Source organism: Bordetella genomosp. 1, from assembly GCF_002261335.1.
Lineage (GTDB): Bacteria > Pseudomonadota > Gammaproteobacteria > Burkholderiales > Burkholderiaceae_B > Bordetella.
Map to the genome: position 1 here is coordinate 248,590 of NZ_NEVL01000002.1, position 17,812 is coordinate 266,401.

At 69.1% G+C, this 17,812-nt stretch carries 18 protein-coding genes and 3 tRNA genes; 11 read left to right on the forward strand and 10 right to left on the reverse strand.

What is annotated here, in order from left to right:
- The first annotated feature begins 37 nt into the window (after positions 1-37).
- A complete protein-coding gene (locus CEG14_RS06335) occupies positions 38-1,255 on the forward strand; it encodes a threonine ammonia-lyase (RefSeq protein WP_094825519.1) in 1,218 nt (405 codons plus the stop codon).
- 147 nt (positions 1,256-1,402) lie between these two features.
- Here CEG14_RS06335 and CEG14_RS06340 read toward each other — a convergent pair whose 3' ends face one another.
- The 3 genes from CEG14_RS06340 to CEG14_RS06350 form a co-directional block, all read right to left on the reverse strand.
- On the reverse strand, positions 1,403-1,957 hold the full coding sequence (locus CEG14_RS06340) for a PIN domain-containing protein (protein WP_373454182.1): 555 nt from the start codon (positions 1,955-1,957) through the stop codon (positions 1,403-1,405).
- A gap of 167 nt (positions 1,958-2,124) precedes the next feature.
- Positions 2,125-2,209: transfer RNA gene (locus CEG14_RS06345), tRNA-Leu, on the reverse strand.
- 2 nt (positions 2,210-2,211) lie between these two features.
- A tRNA-Ser gene (locus tag CEG14_RS06350) sits at positions 2,212-2,301 on the reverse strand.
- A 117-nt stretch (positions 2,302-2,418) separates the two neighbouring features.
- Here CEG14_RS06350 and CEG14_RS06355 point away from each other — a divergent pair.
- The 4 genes from CEG14_RS06355 (at position 2,419) to CEG14_RS06370 (ending at position 5,107) form a co-directional block, all read left to right on the forward strand.
- Positions 2,419-3,393, forward strand: a complete 975-nt coding sequence (locus tag CEG14_RS06355) for an NAD(P)H-quinone oxidoreductase (RefSeq protein ID WP_094825521.1) — start codon at positions 2,419-2,421, stop codon at positions 3,391-3,393.
- Positions 3,394-3,586: 193 nt separating this feature from the next.
- Positions 3,587-4,333, forward strand: a complete 747-nt coding sequence (gene tpiA / locus CEG14_RS06360) for a triose-phosphate isomerase (protein ID WP_094825522.1) — start codon at positions 3,587-3,589, stop codon at positions 4,331-4,333.
- 20 nt (positions 4,334-4,353) lie between these two features.
- A complete protein-coding gene (gene secG / locus CEG14_RS06365) occupies positions 4,354-4,836 on the forward strand; it encodes a preprotein translocase subunit SecG (RefSeq protein WP_094825523.1) in 483 nt (160 codons plus the stop codon).
- Between the two features lie 186 nt (positions 4,837-5,022).
- Positions 5,023-5,107, forward strand: a tRNA-Leu gene (locus tag CEG14_RS06370).
- A gap of 109 nt (positions 5,108-5,216) precedes the next feature.
- Here the strand turns inward: CEG14_RS06370 and CEG14_RS06375 are convergent.
- The 3 genes from CEG14_RS06375 to CEG14_RS06385 all read right to left on the reverse strand — a co-directional run bounded on the left by CEG14_RS06375 (position 5,217) and on the right by CEG14_RS06385 (position 8,960).
- Positions 5,217-5,756 carry a DUF4339 domain-containing protein gene (locus tag CEG14_RS06375; protein WP_094825524.1) on the reverse strand — a complete coding sequence of 180 codons (540 nt, stop codon included), beginning with the start codon at positions 5,754-5,756 and terminating at the stop codon, positions 5,217-5,219.
- 169 nt (positions 5,757-5,925) lie between these two features.
- Entirely contained in the window at positions 5,926-7,326 is a 1,401-nt protein-coding gene (locus tag CEG14_RS06380; protein WP_094825525.1) for a hypothetical protein, read from the reverse strand.
- Positions 7,327-7,415: 89 nt separating this feature from the next.
- Complete coding sequence (locus CEG14_RS06385; protein ID WP_143277179.1) at positions 7,416-8,960, reverse strand: bifunctional diguanylate cyclase/phosphodiesterase; 1,545 nt, start codon at positions 8,958-8,960, stop codon at positions 7,416-7,418.
- A gap of 461 nt (positions 8,961-9,421) precedes the next feature.
- On the opposite strand from CEG14_RS06385, the gene CEG14_RS06390 reads away from it, so the two are divergent.
- The 6 genes from CEG14_RS06390 (at position 9,422) to CEG14_RS06415 (ending at position 14,356) form a co-directional block, all read left to right on the forward strand.
- The gene (locus CEG14_RS06390; protein WP_094825527.1) at positions 9,422-10,576 is read left to right on the forward strand and encodes an ABC transporter substrate-binding protein; all 1,155 of its coding nucleotides are present in this window, start codon (positions 9,422-9,424) and stop codon (positions 10,574-10,576) included.
- A 126-nt stretch (positions 10,577-10,702) separates the two neighbouring features.
- Positions 10,703-11,584 carry a branched-chain amino acid ABC transporter permease gene (locus CEG14_RS06395; protein ID WP_094825528.1) on the forward strand — a complete coding sequence of 294 codons (882 nt, stop codon included), beginning with the start codon at positions 10,703-10,705 and terminating at the stop codon, positions 11,582-11,584.
- Between the two features lie 2 nt (positions 11,585-11,586).
- On the forward strand, positions 11,587-12,447 hold the full coding sequence (locus CEG14_RS06400) for a branched-chain amino acid ABC transporter permease (RefSeq protein WP_094825529.1): 861 nt from the start codon (positions 11,587-11,589) through the stop codon (positions 12,445-12,447).
- Entirely contained in the window at positions 12,440-13,228 is a 789-nt protein-coding gene (locus CEG14_RS06405; protein WP_094825530.1) for an ABC transporter ATP-binding protein, read from the forward strand. Before CEG14_RS06400 ends, CEG14_RS06405 begins: the two co-directional genes overlap by 8 nt.
- Positions 13,225-13,932, forward strand: a complete 708-nt coding sequence (locus CEG14_RS06410; protein WP_094825531.1) for an ABC transporter ATP-binding protein — start codon at positions 13,225-13,227, stop codon at positions 13,930-13,932. Before CEG14_RS06405 ends, CEG14_RS06410 begins: the two co-directional genes overlap by 4 nt.
- 115 nt (positions 13,933-14,047) lie before the next feature.
- Positions 14,048-14,356: a SelT/SelW/SelH family protein gene (locus CEG14_RS06415; protein ID WP_094825532.1), complete on the forward strand. Its 309-nt coding sequence runs from the start codon at positions 14,048-14,050 to the stop codon at positions 14,354-14,356.
- Between the two features lie 16 nt (positions 14,357-14,372).
- On the opposite strand, the gene CEG14_RS06420 is transcribed toward CEG14_RS06415, so the two are convergent.
- Genes CEG14_RS06420 through CEG14_RS06435 form a run of 4 tightly spaced genes read right to left on the reverse strand, consistent with a single transcriptional unit; the run spans position 14,373 to position 17,809 of the window.
- Positions 14,373-15,140 carry a GntR family transcriptional regulator gene (locus CEG14_RS06420; protein WP_094825533.1) on the reverse strand — a complete coding sequence of 256 codons (768 nt, stop codon included), beginning with the start codon at positions 15,138-15,140 and terminating at the stop codon, positions 14,373-14,375.
- Between the two features lie 52 nt (positions 15,141-15,192).
- Positions 15,193-16,455 carry an amidase gene (locus CEG14_RS06425; protein ID WP_094825534.1) on the reverse strand — a complete coding sequence of 421 codons (1,263 nt, stop codon included), beginning with the start codon at positions 16,453-16,455 and terminating at the stop codon, positions 15,193-15,195.
- Positions 16,452-17,390: a polysaccharide deacetylase family protein gene (locus tag CEG14_RS06430; protein WP_094825535.1), complete on the reverse strand. Its 939-nt coding sequence runs from the start codon at positions 17,388-17,390 to the stop codon at positions 16,452-16,454. The genes CEG14_RS06425 and CEG14_RS06430 overlap by 4 nt, the downstream gene beginning before the upstream one ends.
- Positions 17,387-17,809 carry a nuclear transport factor 2 family protein gene (locus tag CEG14_RS06435; protein WP_094825536.1) on the reverse strand — a complete coding sequence of 141 codons (423 nt, stop codon included), beginning with the start codon at positions 17,807-17,809 and terminating at the stop codon, positions 17,387-17,389. Before CEG14_RS06435 ends, CEG14_RS06430 begins: the two co-directional genes overlap by 4 nt.
- Between the last annotated feature and the right edge of the window lie 3 nt (positions 17,810-17,812).

The window sequence follows — 17,812 nt, forward strand, 5'->3', positions numbered from 1 at the left end:
GTTTTAGTGTGACCAGGGCCCAGACCCGGAATCCATCGTGATCGACCTCGCCGCCATCCAGACCGCCCGCGACCATCTGCGCGGGCAGGTGCAAAAGACGCCCTTTACCTTTTCCCGCACGCTCTCCGACATCCTCGGCGCGCAGATCTGGCTCAAGTTCGAGAACCTGCAGTTCACGGCCTCGTTCAAGGAGCGCGGCGCGCTCAACCGCATGCTCACGCTCACGCCCGAAGAGCGGGCCAAGGGCGTGATCGCGGTGTCGGCCGGCAACCACGCGCAGGGCGTGGCCTATCACGCGCAGCGCATGGGCATCCCGGCCGTGATCGTGATGCCGCGCTTCACGCCCACGGTCAAGGTGGCCAACACGCGCCGTTTCGGCGTCGAGGTGGTGCTGGCGGGCGACACCTTCGACGACGCCAAGGCGCACGGCGAGGTGCTGGCGCGCGAGCGCGGCCTCATCATGATCCACCCCTACGACGACGAAGCCGTGATCGCGGGGCAGGGCACCATCGGCCTGGAAATGCTCGAAGACCAGCCCGACCTCGACGCCGTGGTGATCGCCATCGGCGGCGGCGGCCTGATCTCCGGCATCGCCACCGCGGTCAAGGCGCTCAAGCCGGGGATCGAGGTGATCGGCGTGCAGACCGAGCGCTTCCCGTCGATGTACGCGGCGGTGAGCGGCCAGGAGCTCGCCTCGGGCCACTACACGATCGCCGAGGGCATCGCGGTGAAGTCGCCCGGCACCCTGACCCAGGAAATCTGCCGCCGGCTGGTCGACCGCATCGAGCTGGTGAGCGAGGCCGACATCGAGCACGCCATCGTGGTGCTGCTCGAGATCGAAAAGACGGTCGTGGAAGGCGCCGGCGCGGCCGGCCTGGCGGCCTTGCTGCTGGAGCAGCAGCGCGGCGCCTCGCGCTTCGCCGGCAAGCGGGTGGGCCTGGTGCTCACCGGCGGCAACATCGATCCGCTCATGCTGGGCGAGCTCATCGAGCGCGGCATGGTGCGCGCCGGCCGCCTGGCGCGCATCCGCGTCGACCTGCGCGATCTGCCGGGCGCGCTCGCGCACGCCACCAAGCTGATCGCCGACGCGCACGCCAACATCACCGAGGTGCATCACCAGCGCGCCTTCACCACGCTGCCGGTGCGCAACGTCGAAGTCGATTTCGTGCTGCAGACGCGCGGCCCCGAGCACATCGAGGAAGTGATCGACGTGCTCAACCGCGCCGGCTTCGCGGCCAGCAATCACGATCATTGAGGTGGCGGGCGCGCGCGGCGGCCGGCGGGGTTGCGGGCGGCGCGCGCTGAGCGCCAAAGGCGTGGGCCAGCGGCGTGCGCTGGCGGCGTGTGGTCAGCGGCGTGCGCTAGCGGCGTGCGCCAGCCGCGTGCGCTTGCGGCGCGTGGCTCAGGTGGCCGCGCCGTGGCGCTCGGCGAGGCGGCGCACCCGGTACAGCCGTTCGCGTTGCAGCAGCGCCGACAGCGTCTCGGGCTCGCGTCCCAGTGCCAGCCAGTCGGGCTGCACGCCGGCCAGCGCGGCCAGCAGCGCCTCGGGCTGCGCCTCGAACCAGCGCGCGATCAGGTGGTCCGGATTGAACACGTCCAGGCCCTGGCGGCGCAGCTCCGAGCGATTGAAGTCCTTCAGGTTCCAGGTCATCACCTGCACCGTGGGCGGCAGCTGCGCGCCGCAGCGCGCGCGCCGGGCCAGGCCGGCGGCGATCACGTGGAAGTCCTTCGGGTCGCTGTAGCGCAGGCCGGCCTCGTACACGCCCACGTCGACCTCGAGCGCGCCCGGAAAGCGCGCGTTCATCTCATCCCACTGTTCGGCCATCACCTCGGGCGGGATCGACCACAGGCGCGCGGCGTTGCGGCGCCATTCCTCGCCGATGCGCTCGGTCCAGACCGGCGCGAACACGCCGGCCTCGGCCAGGCGCAGCACCAGGCGGCGCACGATGCCCGACATCAACACGCAGGCGTCCAGGACGATCCAGGGGGCGGGGGAGGGCGGGGTCGGGTTCAAGGTGCGAGGGGCCAGTGGCGGCGCGGTGGATGCGGAGGATGTCGCGGAATGCGGCGCGACGCTAGCGCGGCGGCGCGCGATCGGAGTCGGATATCCCGTTGATTTCCGGGTGGTGCACCCACCCGGGCTCGAACCGGGACGCCTTGCGGCGAGGGATTTTAAGTCCCTTGCGTCTACCAATTTCGCCATGGGTGCATTGGCGGAAGCGGTGGGATTCGAACCCACGAAGGGTATAAGCCCTTGCCGGTTTTCAAGACCGGTGCCTTCAACCACTCGGCCACGCTTCCGCGAGACACGGCTGGCGCCGCGTCCGGGTAACCCTGCTGCCGGAACCGGCAAACGCATGAATTCCCGTAAAGGGCAGCATAATAATCTATTTGCCAGATTCAGGACGGAGGCGTTTCATGAGAGCAGTTGAAATCACCCAGCCCGGCGCACCGGACGTGCTCGTGGCCTGCGACCGGCCGATGCCCGAACCGGCGGCCGGCGAAGTGCTCATCAAGGTCAGCGCGGCGGGCATCAACCGTCCCGACGTGTTCCAGCGCAAGGGCAACTACGCGCCGCCTCCCGGGGCCTCGGATCTGCCGGGCCTGGAAGTGGTCGGCGAGATCGTGGGCGGCGACGCGGCCGCCGGCGGCTTCGCCATCGGCGACAAGGTCTGCGCGCTGGTCGCGGGCGGCGGCTATGCCGAGTACTGTGTGGCGCCCGCGCTGCAGTGCCTGCCCATTCCGAAGGGCCTCACCGAGATCGAGGCGGCCGGCCTGCCCGAGACCTACTTCACCGTCTGGAGCAATGTGTTCGACCGCGGCGCGCTGAGCTCGGGCGAGGCGCTGCTGGTGCACGGTGGCGCGAGCGGCATCGGCACCACGGCGATCCAGATCGCCCGCGCGCTGGGCCACACGGTCTACGCCACGGTCGGCAGCGACGACCGCGTGGCCGCCGTCGAGAAGCTCGGCGCCATCGGCATCAACTACAAGACCCAGGATTACGTCGAAGAGATCAAGCGTCTCACCGAAGGCCGGGGCGTGGACGTCATCCTCGACATGGTGGCGGGCGACTACATCAATCGCGACCTGAAGGCGCTCGCCGACGACGGCCGCATCGTGATCATCGCGTTGCTGGGCGGCGCCAAGGCCACCATCGACTGCAATGAAGTGATGCGCCGCCGCCTCACCGTCACCGGCTCGACGCTGCGTCCGCGTCCGGTCGCGTTCAAGGGCGAGATCGCGCGCAAGCTGCGCGAGCGCGTCTGGCCGCTGCTGGAAGCGGGCAAGATCAAGCCCATCATCCATGCCACGCTGCCGCTCGACCAGGCCGCCGCGGGCCATGCCATGATGGAGGCAGGGGAACAAGTCGGGAAAATCATCCTGACGGTGTGATCGCATCCCTCGGCGCATTTCGCGCTGACAGGGTACAATCATGGGTTTGGCTCGGGGGCTCCCTGGGCCAGTCGTCCCCTGTCCGGCCCTGATGTCCCCCAGGCCCCCAGGATGCGCCGTCCACGGCGCCCGGGGTCTGGCGCGATCGGGCCGCGCCGGGCTTACGCTCACCCTTTATCGCCCACTATTGCGCATGACCCAAACTGCGAATCGCGCCCGCCTCGTGCTGGGCAATTGGAAAATGCACGGCAGCCTGGCCGAAAACGCCGCGCTGCTCGATGCGCTGCGCGCGGCCGACGCCGCCAGCCACTGCCAGATCGGCGTGTGCGTGCCTTTCCCGTATCTCGCCCAGGCCGCGCAGGCCCTGGCGGGCAGCGCCATCACCTGGGGCGCGCAGGACGTCAGCGCGCAGGCCAAGGGCGCCTTCACCGGTGAAGTCTCCGCCGGCATGCTGAAAGAATTCGGCTGCCGCTGGGCGCTGGCCGGCCATTCCGAGCGCCGCACGCTGCATGGCGAGTCGGACCAGCTGGTGGCCGACAAGGCCCGCGCCGCGCTCGAGCAGGGCCTGGTGCCCGTGGTCTGCGTGGGCGAATCCCTCGAACAACGCGAAAGCGGCCAGACGCTGGCCGTGATCGAACGCCAGCTCGCACCCGTGCTGGCGCTGGGCCGCGAGGCCGTGGCCGGCATGGTGCTGGCCTACGAGCCCGTGTGGGCCATCGGCACCGGCCGCACCGCCACGCCCGAGCAGGCGCAGGAAGTGCACGCCGCGATCCGCGCCGCGCTCACCACGCTCGGCGCCCCGCAGGTCCAGGTGCTGTACGGCGGCAGCGTCAAGGCCGCCAACGCCGCCACCCTGTTTGCCATGGCCGACATCGATGGCGCCCTCGTGGGCGGCGCCTCGCTGGTGGCTGAAGAATTCCTGCGCATCGCCGCAAACTAAGTTTCCGTTCGGAGTCTGTAATGTTGAATGTTCTTCCCATCCTGATGATCGTGCAGGTCATTTCCGCGCTGGCGATCATCGTGCTGGTGCTGCTGCAGCAAGGCAAGGGCGCCGATATGGGCTCGTCCTTCGGCAGCGGTTCGGCCGGCAGCCTGTTCGGTGCCTCCGGCGCCGCCAACTTCCTGTCGCGCACCACCAAGTGGGCCGCCGTGGTCTTCTTCGTCACGACCGCCGGCCTGGCCTACGTCACGCACAGCCGCACCGGCGCCACCGGCGTGGACAGCGGCGTGATGCAGCAATACCAGGACCGCTCGATCCCGCAGGCCCCGGGCGCCGCCACCAGCGTGCCGGGCACCCCGGCTCCCAACAGCGTGCCCAGCGCGCCGGCCCAGCCCGACGCCTCGGTGCCGCAGGCCCCGGCGCAGCAGGCCCCGGCCCCCGCCGCCGGCGTGCCCGCCGCCCCGACCCCGGCGCCGGCCGAAGCGCCCAAGCCCGCGCAGTAAGTCGTTTTCACCGGACGCCCGTTCTTGCGATGGGCGTCCGGCTTGAAACGCAGACGAGATTTCCCCGATCAGTTTGCGCTTTCAAAAAATAGTGCTAGAATGCTCGACTTTCCAGGGCAGTGCGAAACAGGCGCCGCCAGCAGCAGACAGGGAAACCTTCCGCCGCACTGGGAAAACCTGGTGAATGCCGACGTGGTGAAATTGGTAGACACGCTATCTTGAGGGGGTAGTGGCGAAAGCTGTGCGAGTTCGAGTCTCGCCGTCGGCACCAAAGAATTCCTTGCAGGTTGTGCCTGCAAAAACAGAAAACCCGCATCTCGTGAGAGTGCGGGTTTTTTGTCGTCCGACGCCGGCGGGGCCGACGTCGGAAACGCATGCAATCAGGCGAAGGCCGTGAGGAAGAACAGCACGATCCAGACCCAGAAGTACGACGGGCTCTGGCTCAGGTGCTTGGCGCGCATCCAGAGATAGACCGGCACCAGGAAGACCATCTTGCCGAATGCCTTGGTATCGACGCCGGCGCGCTTGAGGCTGCGCTCATCCATGATTCCGAGCAGGATGTTCAGGATGACGGTGGCGTACCAGAACTTGCGCGACAGCAGCACGAGCGTGAGCTCGTATTCGCTGTGCGAGTAGATGCCGGAAACAATGCCTTCCAGCATCAGGCCGAGTACCGGCGCAAGGGCCAGCGTCCAGACCCAGCCGCTGCCGATGCGGGCGGCGGGCAGGGGCGGAGGCGTCTGCACCGCACCGAGGTGCGGCGCGAGCTCGGTCTCCTGCACGCGCAGCCAGTCGGTGAATCCGGGGCGCCAGACCAGGGTCTGGCCGGTCACGACATTCTGGTTCATCAGATCGCGCAGCTCGGTTTCCGAAACGCCACTGATGCGCTGGCCGTTTCTCTCGTAGTGCCATTCACTCATTTTTCATTCCTGTAGAGAATCTGGACTCGGGGTGTGGCGCCCCTTCCGGCCAGCGCCACGCCCGACGCAGTGTAAGCGAAAATGACTTAACGTAAACGAGTGAAAAGGCCTTGTATTGCGCCCGAACTCTTGGGTGCGGGTCTTGGTTGCGGGCGCAACCATTCACGCGTCAGGCGCGATTGTCGAGGAACTGCGCCAGGCTCGGGCTCGAGTCCTGCGGCAATGCGTCGGACGTCGGCGGCACGGCGGGCGTGCTGGCCTGCCAGCCCCACAACGCGCCGACCGTGGTCTGGCCCACGCCCAGCGGGGCCAGGTGGTCGCGCTTGAGCGCCTGCACGTAGACCTGCGCGGTCTCGTCGGCGGGGCGGCCCTGTGCGGGCAGGTGATCGGCGGCGCCCTGCGCGATGCGGTCGAGCAAGGGCTCGAGGTCGTTGCGTATGGCCGTCATGGGATAGACCAGCTGGGTGTCGTCCTGCCCGCCGAAGTCGCTCGCGATCAGCGCGGCCAGGTTGTCGTAGTGCGCGTCGGCGAGCTTGTGCTGCAGCCGCTCGCCGCGCAGGTCCATGTTGGTCGCCGCGCGGTTCGACAGCGTCAGCGTGACGTCGGGGCCGCCCGCCGGATCGCGGAACACGGCGTTGAAGCGGGCGGCATCGCTGGCATGGTCCTCCACCCGCAGGAAATTGGCGCGCGAGAACGCGGGGTCGTCGATCCGGGCTTCCAGCGCCTGGCGCTCGTGCGGATCGTCGACCATGTCCTGCAGCGCGCCACGCGCGGCCTGCGCCACGTCGCGCGAGGCCAGCATCTGGTTGGCGGTGCAGACGCCGCTGTTCGCCAGCGCGCCGAGCACGTCGGCCAACACGTCCTTGCCCGTGATTTCGACGGTGGCCAGCGTGAAGCCGCTCACCGACAGCGTGGCGCGGTCCAGGCCGTCGTCCACCGTGACGCCCGGGATCACCAGCGCGCCGCCCGGCAGCGCGCCGAGCTGCTGCATGACGGCGCCGAACTTCTCCAGCATCACGCCCGGGTCGTTCAGGCTGCCGGCCTGCGCATGCAGCAGATTGCTCTCCCGGAACTGCTCGGCAAGCAGCGTGGTCATGGGCGCCACGTCCGCGCCCAGTTGCTGGTGCAGGTGCTGCGCCAGCCCGGTCAGCAGCGCATGATCCTGGAATGCGGCCAGCGTATAGCCGTCGCCGACGGGCAGGTCGTGCGCGCTGGCGAGCGGCTGGCCGTCGACCTCGATCCGGTACGACCAGGTCTGGGTGGCGGGATCGGCCGCCACCTGCAGCTGGCAGGCGCCGGCGTGTTCGGGGCGCAGCGCCTGCTGCAGCACGCCGTAGTGCAGCAGCAGGTTTTCGTGCGCGGCCGGCGTGGCGTAGTCGTCGCGGGCGGGCGGGTGCAGCGCCTCGAACGCCTGCTTGATCGCCTCTTTCTTGACCCCGCCGCGAAACAGGTCCTTGATGCTGTCGAACACGCCCATGCGCTGTGCCTGGTCGAGCGTGGCGGCGTTGGCGATGGTGTCCAGGCGCGACGCGTTCAGGGTCACGCCGTTGAAGTTGACGGTCGGGCTCATGGGATTTCCTCGGCGGGTGGGCCGCGCTCGCGCGCGGCGCAATGCCGGTGAGTAACCGTTGTGGCCGCAACGTTCCCTGGGCCGTGGCTTCAGTGCGGCTCGCGGCCGCGCGCGCCGGCGGGTGCGGGGGGCGCGTGCTGCGCGCGGCCGCGGCCCGCCGCCTTGGCGGCATAGAGCGCGGCGTCGGCCAGTTCGAGCAGCGTGTCCAGGTCGAGCGCGTCGCGCGGGTACATGGCGATGCCGACCGACGCACCGACCGGGCTGAGCACGGCGGGGTAGGGCGCCGACAGCACCCGGATCAGGTCCTCGGCCACGCGCATGGCCTGTTCGCTGCTGGTGTCCTCGAGCAGGATCACGAACTCGTCGCCGCCGAAGCGTGCCACGATGTCGGCGCTGCGCAGCGTGGCGCGCATCCGGTCGGAGGCGATCCGCAGCACGAGGTCGCCCAGCCCGTGGCCATTGGTGTCGTTCACGTGCTTGAAGTGATCGAGGTCGAGCGCGAGCAGCGCCACCGGGCGCGTGTTGCGTTCGGCCGCGGCCAGCGCGTGCAGGGCCAGCTCGCGAAACAGCAGCCGGTTCGACAGCGAGGTGAGCGGGTCGTGATAGGCCAGCTCCTGCGTCTTGATCAGCATGTGCGAGGCATGGGTGAGCGCGTCGCCCAGCGCGACGGTTTCGCGAAAGCGCGTGCGCGGCACCTCGATCTCGCCGCCCGAGCCCAGCGCGACGGCCGGGGCGATGAGCGCGGTGACCGAGCGTTCGATGGTGCGGGCCAGCCAATAGGCCAGCAGCAGGCCGCCCAGGATGATGGCGGCGCCCGCCGCGATCACGATCAGCATCGAGCGGCGCAACTCGGCCGACAGGGTCGCGATCGGCGCGCCCACCGCCACGGCCCAGTGCGAGTCGGCGCTGTGGCTGAACGCCGTGAGCACCGGGATGCCTTCCTTGGTTTCGCTCAGCAGCGTGCCCTCGCCGCGCGTGCGCACCGCCTCGGCCAGGCTGCCCACCGCCGACTGGCCCACGTAGCGGTTCTCGTCGCGGCTGCGGCCCACGATCACCGCGTTGGCGTCCAGCGCCGCCGCCACCCAGCCCACGTCGAGCTGGTGGCGCTGCAGGATCTCGCTGATGCGCTGCGGCCGGATGCCGGCGTTCAGCGTGTAGGGCACGCTGCCGCCGATCTCGACCGGCACGCTGACCGCCAGCGTCAGCTCGTTGCCGATCGCGGTGTGGAACAGGCCCGATATCGCGGTGCGGCGCTGCTGGATGGCCAACTGCTGGGTGTCGCGGGGGATGGCGCTGCGCACCGGGGTCGCGCCGAACGGGCGGTTGGTGTTGATCACCTGCATGCCGTCCGGATCGATGAGGATGTAGCTGTCGACGTTCTGCAGGCGCAGCGCGTCCTCGGCGCGGCGGTGGAACGAGGGCATGTCGCCGTGCGCCAGGTCGTCGGCCGTGGCCAGCACGCGCAGGCCGGCTTCGATGCCATGCAGTTCGCGTTCCACCTCGGAGACGAGATTGCGCGCCGTGGTCACGGCGGACTCGAACACGCGCTCCTTGCGCAGCAGATAGTCTTCGTACACCGCGCCGGCGGCGACCAGCGCGGCCGGCACCGTACAGACGAGCACCAGCGTCAACAAGGCCCGGCGCAATGTCGGTCGGCGTCTCATGGTGTGGGCAGGCGCGTCATCCATAGGGCGAAGCAATGCCTTCTCGGTGGGCGGCGGGGGCAGCTTCGCCGCGTGTTCCGACAAGCGTACCGCTTTGCGGCCTAAATGGGGCCGCGTCGGCGGGGTGGCGGCGCCGGATGTTGCAAGAAAGCGAAGCGCCCCGACGCTGGCCGGCACGACGCCGACCCGGCGGCCGGCACGCCGCGGGATGCGGGCTTTTCCGGACTTGCCGGCGGCCGTGCAAAGGGATTGCGTGAAACGTGTTGGAAAACCGCATTTATTGCGCTTTATGCCGCCGCTGCATGCGCTTTGAAGGTGTATTATCAGCGCTCGCCAAGGCTTGTGCCCATCTGTAACGGCGCGCGCGCAAAGCGCCGTGGAGCCTGCCGGCACACAATCACATCGAGACAAACGGATTTAGGGGTAGTGACATGCAACGCATCAATAAATTGGCCTTGGCCGTGATCACCACTTTCGGCGCCGTCGCCGCCGCGCAGGCCGCCGACATCAAGCTGGGCGTGGCCGAGGCGCTGTCCGGTGGTGCCGCCCAGTACGGCGCATCGATCCGCAACGGCTTCCAGCTGGCTGCCGAGGAGATCAACGCCGCCGGTGGCGTGAACGGCGACAAGATCGCGCTGGTGATCGAAGACGAGCAGGGCAAGAAAGAAGAAGCCATCAACGTCTTCAAGAAACTGATCTTCCAGGACAAGGTGCTGATGGTGTTCGGCCCGACCCTGTCGAACTCGGCCCAGGCCGCCGACCCGATCGCGCAGGCCGCCAAGACCGTGGCCTTCGGCACCTCGAACACCGCCGACGGCATCACCTCCATCGGCAACTACGTGTTCCGCAACTCGGTCACCGAAGCCGACGTGCTGCCCGCCACGATCGAAACCGTGCGCAAGAAGACCGGCATGAAGAACGTCGCGGTGCTGTACGGCAACGACGACGTCTTCACCAAGAGCGGCTACGACAACTTCAAGAAGGCGCTCGAAGACCAGAAGGTGCCGGTGACCACCACCGAAACCTTCGCCAAGGGCGACGTGGACTTCAAGGCCCAGCTCACCAAGATCAAGGGCACCAACCCCGACGCCATCGTGCTGTCGGCCCTGCTGGCCGAAGGTGCGCCCATCATGGTGCAGGCCCGCCAGCTCGGCCTGAACGTGCCGGTGATCGGCGGCAACGGCATGAACTCGGTCAAGATCTTCGACCTGGCCCCCGGCGGCGCGTCGAACAATCTGTGGATCGGCAGCCCGTGGTCGATCGAGAACCAGACGCCCGAGAACACCAAGTTCATCGCCGCGTACAAGGCCAAGTTCGGCGCCGCGCCCGATCAGTTCGCCGCCCAGTCGTACGATGCCCTCTACATCGTGACCCAGGGCCTGAAGAAGGTGAAGCTCTCGGGCGACCTGCCCAAGGACCGCACCGCCCTGCGCGATGCGCTTCCCGACGTGAAGTGGACCGGTGCCACCGGCGCCTTCGAGTTCCGCCAGGCCAAGGACCGCGCCGGCAAGCCCGCTGGCTACGATGCCCAGCAGGCCCCGATCGTCAGCGTCACCAAGGACGGCAAGTACGTGATCGAGAAGTAAGCGGCTCGATCAGCCATCGAGCGAAAGCTCATTCCGGCCGGTAGTGCGTCTCGCGGGCGCATCGACCGGCTGTCTTGAGGGCGGCGCCGGCGTCGCCCTCAAGGTATTTCTGAACCGGACAACTCCATGTTGGAACAACAATTCGTCAACGCCCTGTCATTGGGCTGCGTCTACGCGCTGTTTGCGCTGGGCTTCACGCTGGTGTTCGGCGTGCTCGGCGTGATCAACCTCGCGCACGGCGCCGTGTTCATGGTCGGCGCCTATGCCGCCCTGGTCGTCATCCAGTACCTCGCGCTGCCGCTGTGGGCCGCGCTGATCGCCGCCTTCCTGGTGGCCGGTGCGGTGGGTGCCATCATCGACGTGCTGGTGCTCAAGCCGCTGCGCAAGCGCAACGCGCCCCACCTGATTCCGATGATCGCCACGATCGGCGTGGGCATCGCGCTCAACAACGCCGCCCAGGGCGTGTTCGGCGCCGCCAACCTGCGCTTCCCGCACGGCACGGTGCCCGAAGACGTGCTGGAGATCGCCGGCCTGCACGTGACCGTGATCGAGCTGGGCATCATCTTCCTGTCGTTCGCGCTCATGACCGTGCTGCTGGTGGTGATGCACCGCACCCAGTTCGGCCGCGCGCTGCGCGCCATCGCCGAGTCGCCCAAGGCGGCCTGGCTGCTGGGCATCAACGTCGAGCGCCTGTTCCTCACGACCTCCTTCGCGGCCGCGGCGCTGGGCGGCGTGGCCGGCGTGCTGATCGGCCTGTATTCGAACGCGCTGTTCCCGCTCATGGGCCAGCCGATGCTGCACAAGGGCATCGCCGTGATCATCCTGGGCGGCATGGGCGACATCCGCGGCGCGATGCTGGGCGGCCTGTTCCTGGGCTTTGCCGAGGTGCTGTCGGTGGCCTACATCGGTTCGACCATGCGCGATGCCGTCGCGTTCGGTCTGCTGTTCCTGATTCTGCTGGTGCGCCCGCAAGGTCTGTTCGGCAAAGTGGTGCAACGGAAGGCCTGAGCATGAGCGGATTCGAAAATTTCTGGGCCATTTATGGCAACCTGGTGCTCACGCTGGGCACCAACGCACTCCTGGCGCTGTCGATCTGGCTGACGCTCGCCTGCGGCATGCTGGCCATGGCCAACGCCGCGTTCATGGGCATCGGCGCCTACGCCGCCGCGCTGCTCACCATGAACTACGACGCGCCGTTCTCGGTGGCGCTGCTGGGCGGCATGGCCGCGCCGGCCGTGGTCGCGCTGCTGATCGGGCTGCCCACGCTGCGGCTGTCGGGGGTCTATCTGGCGATGGCCACGCTCGGTTTCGGCGAGGTCGTGCGCGTCACCATCCTCAACACCGAATCGGTCACGGGCGGCGCGCTCGGCCTGAACGGCATCCCGCAGCTCACGCAATGGTGGCACGTCGCCCTGTCGGTGGTGATCGTGGTGTTCGTGCTGTGGCGCGTGCGGGCCTCGAAGGTGGGCCGCGCGTTCGACGCGATCCGCGGCGACGAGACCGCGGCCGGCCTGATGGGCATCAACGTGCGCTCGAGCAAGATGCTGGCCTTCGTGGCCGGCGCGGCGATCGCCGGCCTGGCAGGCGCGCTCAACGCCCACCTGACCTTCTTCATCGGCCCCAACGAATACGGCTTCGACCGTGGCGTCGAGATCCTGACCATGACCATCCTGGGCGGGATCGGCAGCCTGATCGGTCCGCTGGTGGGCAGCTTCATCATCACGCTCTTGCCCGAGATGCTGCGCGGTTTCTCCGACTTCCGTCTCGTGGTCAACGGCCTCATTCTGGTGCTTATCGTGTTGTTCCTGCCGCAAGGTATCTGGGATCCCGCGCGCTTCAAGCGTTGGTTCAAGGGAGGCAAGCATGCTTGAGCTCACCTCCGTCTCCAAGAGTTTCGGCGGCCTGCATGTGCTGCACGACGTCAACCTGAGCGTGCCGCAGGGCGCGATCTTCGGCCTCATCGGCCCGAACGGCGCGGGCAAGACCACGGTGTTCAACCTGATCACCGGCCTGCTCGATCCGTCCAGCGGCAGCATCCGCTATGAAGGCCAGGACCTGCTGCGCAAGAAGCCCTACCAGATCACGCGGCTGGGCATCGCCCGCACGTTCCAGAACATCCGTCTCTTCAAGGAGATGACGCTGCTCGAGAACGTCGTGGTGGGCGCCTATCGCCACATGGATTACGGCTTCGCCAGCCTGCTCGCCGGCCTGCCCAACTACCGCCGCCACGAGGCGCACGCGCGCGAGCGCGCCCGCGAGCTGCTGTCGTGGATGAAGCTCGACCACAAGGCCGACGACCTGGCCGACAACCTCTCCTACGGCGAGCAGCGCCGGCTCGAGCTGGCGCGTGCGCTGGCCACCGAACCCCGCCTGCTGCTGCTCGACGAGCCGGTGGCCGGCATGAACACGGGCGAACGCGCCGAGCTGATGCGCGAGATCCTGGCGATCCGCGACCGCGGCTACACCATCCTCATGATCGAGCACGACATGCGCTTCGTGATGGGGCTGTGCGAACGCATCGCCGTGCTGAACTTCGGCAAGATCATCGCCTGCGGCGGACCCGACGAGATCCGCAACAACGAGCAGGTGATCGAAGCCTATCTGGGCCGCGAGGAAGAAGACGAGCCCCTGCATGCGGAGGAGCAGCGATGAGCATGCTTGAAGTCACCGGGCTGGAAATCAACTACGGCCACATCGAGGCCGTGCGCGGCATCGATTTCGCGCTCGAAGCCGGGCAGGTCACCGCGCTGGTCGGGGCCAACGGCGCCGGCAAGTCGACCTCGCTGCTGGCGCTCTCGGGGCTGTTGCCCAAGGCGCGCGGCACCGTGCGCTTCGAAGGCGAAGACATCACCCGCATGGCGCCGCACCAGATCGTGGCGCGCGGCATCGTGCAGGTGCCGGAAGGCCGCGCCATCCTCACCACCATGTCGGTGCGCGAAAACCTCGAGCTCGGCGCCTATCGCCGCGGTCTCAAGGACGCCGCCAGCGACCTGGAATACGTGTTCCACCTGTTTCCGCGTCTCAAGGAGCGGATCGACGGCATGGCCGGCAATCTGTCGGGGGGCGAACAGCAGATGCTGGCGATCGGCCGCGCGCTGATGGCCAAGCCGCGCCTGCTGCTGCTGGACGAGCCCTCCATGGGGCTGGCGCCGATCGTGGTGCAGGAGATCTTCCGTTCGCTGCGCGCGGTCAACGCCGACGGCCTCACGCTGCTGCTGGTCGAGCAGAACGTGCGGCAGGCGCTGCGCATCGCGCAGCGCGGCTATGTGCTCGAGAATGGCGCCATGGCGCTGTCGGGCACCGGCCGCGAGCTGCTGGGCCATCCACGCGTGCTCGAAGCCTACCTGGGCGCCTGATTCCGGGTTTCCTGGATTGCCGAAAGACCTGGCCGCGGCCAGGTCTTTTCTTTGGCTGCGCGGCAACGCGCCGTACGCTACGCTTGTCGCATCGTTTGCCGCACCGGACTCCGCCATGACCGCCACCGCTCCCCGCATCACGATCAACTACTGCACGCAATGCCAGTGGCTGCTGCGCGCCGGCTGGATGGCGCAGGAGCTGCTCTCCACCTTCGGCACGGATCTCGGCGAGGTGGCGCTGCTGCCGGGCACGGGCGGCGTGTTCGTCATCACCTTCGACGGCGAGGTGATCTGGGACCGCACGCAGGACGGCGGTTTCCCGGAGGCGAAGGTGCTCAAGCAGCGCGTGCGCGACCGGCTCGATCCGGGCCGCGACCTGGGCCACATCGATCGCGTGCACGGCGCCGGCAAGCCGGCCGGCTGATGCCGGCCGCCTGCCATCAGGCCAGGCCGAGCATGTCGGCCAGGCTGCGCTCGGGCTGGGTCTCGACCAGCTGGATGTGCGATTCGAGCTGGCGCAGGTGCAGGTCCATCTCGGCCACCGCCTCGGCCACGCGGCCCTGTTCCAGGAAGTCCACCACGCGCGCGTGTTCGTCGTGTTCGCAGGTGGCGTTGCCGGGCGGCTGGAAGATCGCCACGACCAGCGAGCAGCGCGAGATGATTTCGGCCAGGTAGCGCGCCAGGATCGGGTTGTGCGACAGCTCGCCCAGCCGCAGGTGGAACGAGCTCGCCAGCCGAGCCCACTCGGTCTGCGGATAGCTGTGCATGGCGCGGTGCTCGTCGCGCAGCTGGCGCCGCAGCGAGGCATAGTCGGCGCGCGAGGCCGTCTGCGCCACCAGCGGCAGGATCGCCGCCTCGAGCGCGCGGCGCGCCTCGAACAGCATGCCCACCTCTTCGCGCGTGGGCATCGCCACCATGGCGCCGCGGTTGGGCCGCAGCTCCACCACGTGGTCGTGGGCGAGGCGCTGCAGCGCCTTCTGCACCGTGCTGCGTCCCACGCCGAACAGCTCGCACAGCGCGGCCTCGGGCAACTTGGTGCCGGGCCGCAGGCGCTGGCTCATCACGCCGCTCACCACCGATTGGTAGATGCGGGTCTCGGCGTCTTCGGCCGGCGCCGCGGACGCGGCCGGGGCCAGCGCGCCGGGGCGTACCTTGGGGCGGCCGCGCGGCGCGGGGGCGGCGCGGGAAGGGGAGGCTGCTTTCTTCATGACTCGGTCGTCGGGAGCGGGGCAGGCGCCGGGCCCGCCCCGGGATCGGACTTCATTTTGCCATCGCGGCCGTGGCTGCGGCAGGCGTTTCGGTGCCCACGGCGGCCAGCTGGCGGCCCACGGCGACGGCCAGGCGGATCAGCGCCAGGTCGCTGCCCGCGGGGCCGAGCAGCGACACCCCGGCCGGCAGGCCGTCGGCGCCGATGAACGGAATGTTCACCTGCGGCAGCCCGGCCAGGCCGGCGATCGACGTGATGCGAAACGTGTTGGCACGGATCTGGTCGACCGTGACCGGATCCGCCGTGCGCGAGATCGCCACGCTGGAGGCCGACGGCAGCACCGCCACCGTGTGCTCGCCCAGCAGCGCGCGGATCTGCGCGCGCAGGCGGGCCTGTTCCGCGCTCGCCGCGGCCGCCGTGTCGGCAGCGACGGCGGCGGCCATCTTCCAGCGGCCGGCCACGGCCGCGCCGAACTCGGGCTGCGCCCGCGTGATCCAGTCGCGATGGGTCTGCCACGCATCGTAGGCGGACACGGTCACATAGGTCTGGCGCCACTGCTCCAGGTCGGTATCGGAGCTGGGCGCGTTGCCCACCGGCAGTCCCAGCCCGGTCTCGAGCGCCTGCGTCACCGCGCGCAGCAGCGGCTGGAACACCGGGTCCGCCTGGATGCAGGCGTCGCTCAGCACGACCGCCGCCGACCAGGGCCGGCTGTCCGGGCCGGGCAGCAGGGTGCGCCCGACGCGCTCGAACACGTCGGCGTCGGCGGCCAGCCAGGTCACCGTGTCGAACAGCGGCGACAGGGGCACGAGGTGTTCCGCGCTCACCAGGCCGTGCGTGGTGCGCAGGCCCCAGAGGCCGCAATAGCTGGCGGGCACGCGGGTCGAGCCGCCGGTGTCGGTGCCCAGCGCGAAGTCGACCAGGCCGGCCGCGACCGCGGCGGCCGAGCCGCTCGACGAGCCGCCCGGCACCCGGTCCGGCGCGCGGCTGTTGAGCGGCGTGCCGTAGTGCACGTTCTCGCCCTGGATGCTGTAGGCCAGCTCGTCGGTGATGGTCTTGCCGTGCAGGTGCGCGCCGGCCGCGAGCAGGCGCGCCACCACGGGGCTGGTGGCGGTGGCCGGCGCATGGGTGGCGAGCCAGCCGGGATTGCCGGCGCCGGTGGTGTGGCCGGCCACGTCGAACAGATCCTTGGCGGCGAACGTCAGGCCGTCGAGCGGACCGCGCGCGCTGGGCGGCACGCTGAACAGGCCATGCGGCACCCAGGCGCCCACGGTGTCGGTGAAGGGCAGGGCGCTGGCGCCGGTGTCGGGATGGGTCATGCGAGTGTCTCCTTGGCGCGGGTAAGCGTATCGACGTGCGCGCAGATCGCGCCCGGCGTGGTGAACCAGACAGCGCCGCGATCGCGCTGCTCGGCGATGTGCGCCAGCGCGCGGCGCAGATGGCGCAGCCGATAGGGCTGGCCGACGAGATAGGGGTGCAGCGCGATGCCCATCACCAGCGGCTGGCGCTGCGACTGCTCCAGCATTTCGTCGAAGTTGTCGATGATGAGCTGGGCGAAATCCTTGCCGTCCATCTGGCGCGCCACGATCATCGGAATGTCGTTGACCTCCTGCGGATAGGGCACCGACCACAGCGGCGCCGCTGCGCGCGTGCGCAGCGCGACGGGCTGGTCGTCGTGGCACCAGTTGAGCGTGTAGCGATAGCCGGTCTCGGCGAGCAGGTCGGAGGTCAGGGGCGACTCGGCGATCCAGGGCGAGAGCCAGCCGGCCGGCCGGCTGCCGCTGCGCGCGGCAAAGCGCTCGGCGCAATGCTCGAGCAGGGCCCGTTCGGTGGCCTCGTCGTAGCCGCCCTGGTGTTCGGCGTTGGTGTGGCCGTGCGCGATCAGCTCGTCGCCGCGCGCGAGGCAGGCGTCGATCAGCTCGGGGCAGTGGTCCAGGATCGACGTGTTCGCGATCACGCCGGCCGGCAGGCGCAGCGCGTCGAACAGCTCGAGGCAGCGCCATGCGCCCACGCGGTTGCCGTATTCGCGCCAGGCATAGTTCAGCACATCGGGTTCGCCGAAGCTCGCGCCCAGGCGTGCGCCCATGCCCGAGCCGTAGGCGAAGTGTTCGATGTTGAAGCCCAGGTAGACCGCCAGCCGCGCGCCGCCCGGCCAGTCGTAGTCGGCGCGGCCGTGGATGGGCGAGTAGTCGAAGCGGCCGTGGGTGGCCAGCGGGCCGAAGGCCGCGGCCGGGAAGGGGGCGGGCGCGCTCATTTCTGCGCCAGCCCCGCGCGCGCCAGCAGCCACTCGGCGCTGTCGTTCCAGACGTCCATCTCCACGATCAGGCCGTCGCGCAGCACGTAGCGGTCGACGTAGCGATTGCCTTCGAACGGCGTGCCGTCGAGCCATTCGCCGTAGAGCGTGCCGCGGTTGTAGACCACCGCCAGCTCGGCGGTTGCGCCCGCAACCACATCCGTGGATTCGAAGCGCTTCTTCACCCAGGCATAGCGCGAGGCATTGAAGGCGGTGCATTCGGCCGGGTCGCGCATCTCGCGCCCGCCGGTGAAGCGGATCCGCAGCGCCGGGCTCACGTAGCGCCGGGCGCCTTCGGGGTCCGGCTTCATCAACGTCGTGAGGTAGGCGTCGACGATGGCGCCGGCGTCGGCGGCGGTCCAGTTTGGTGCGGTGTGCATCGT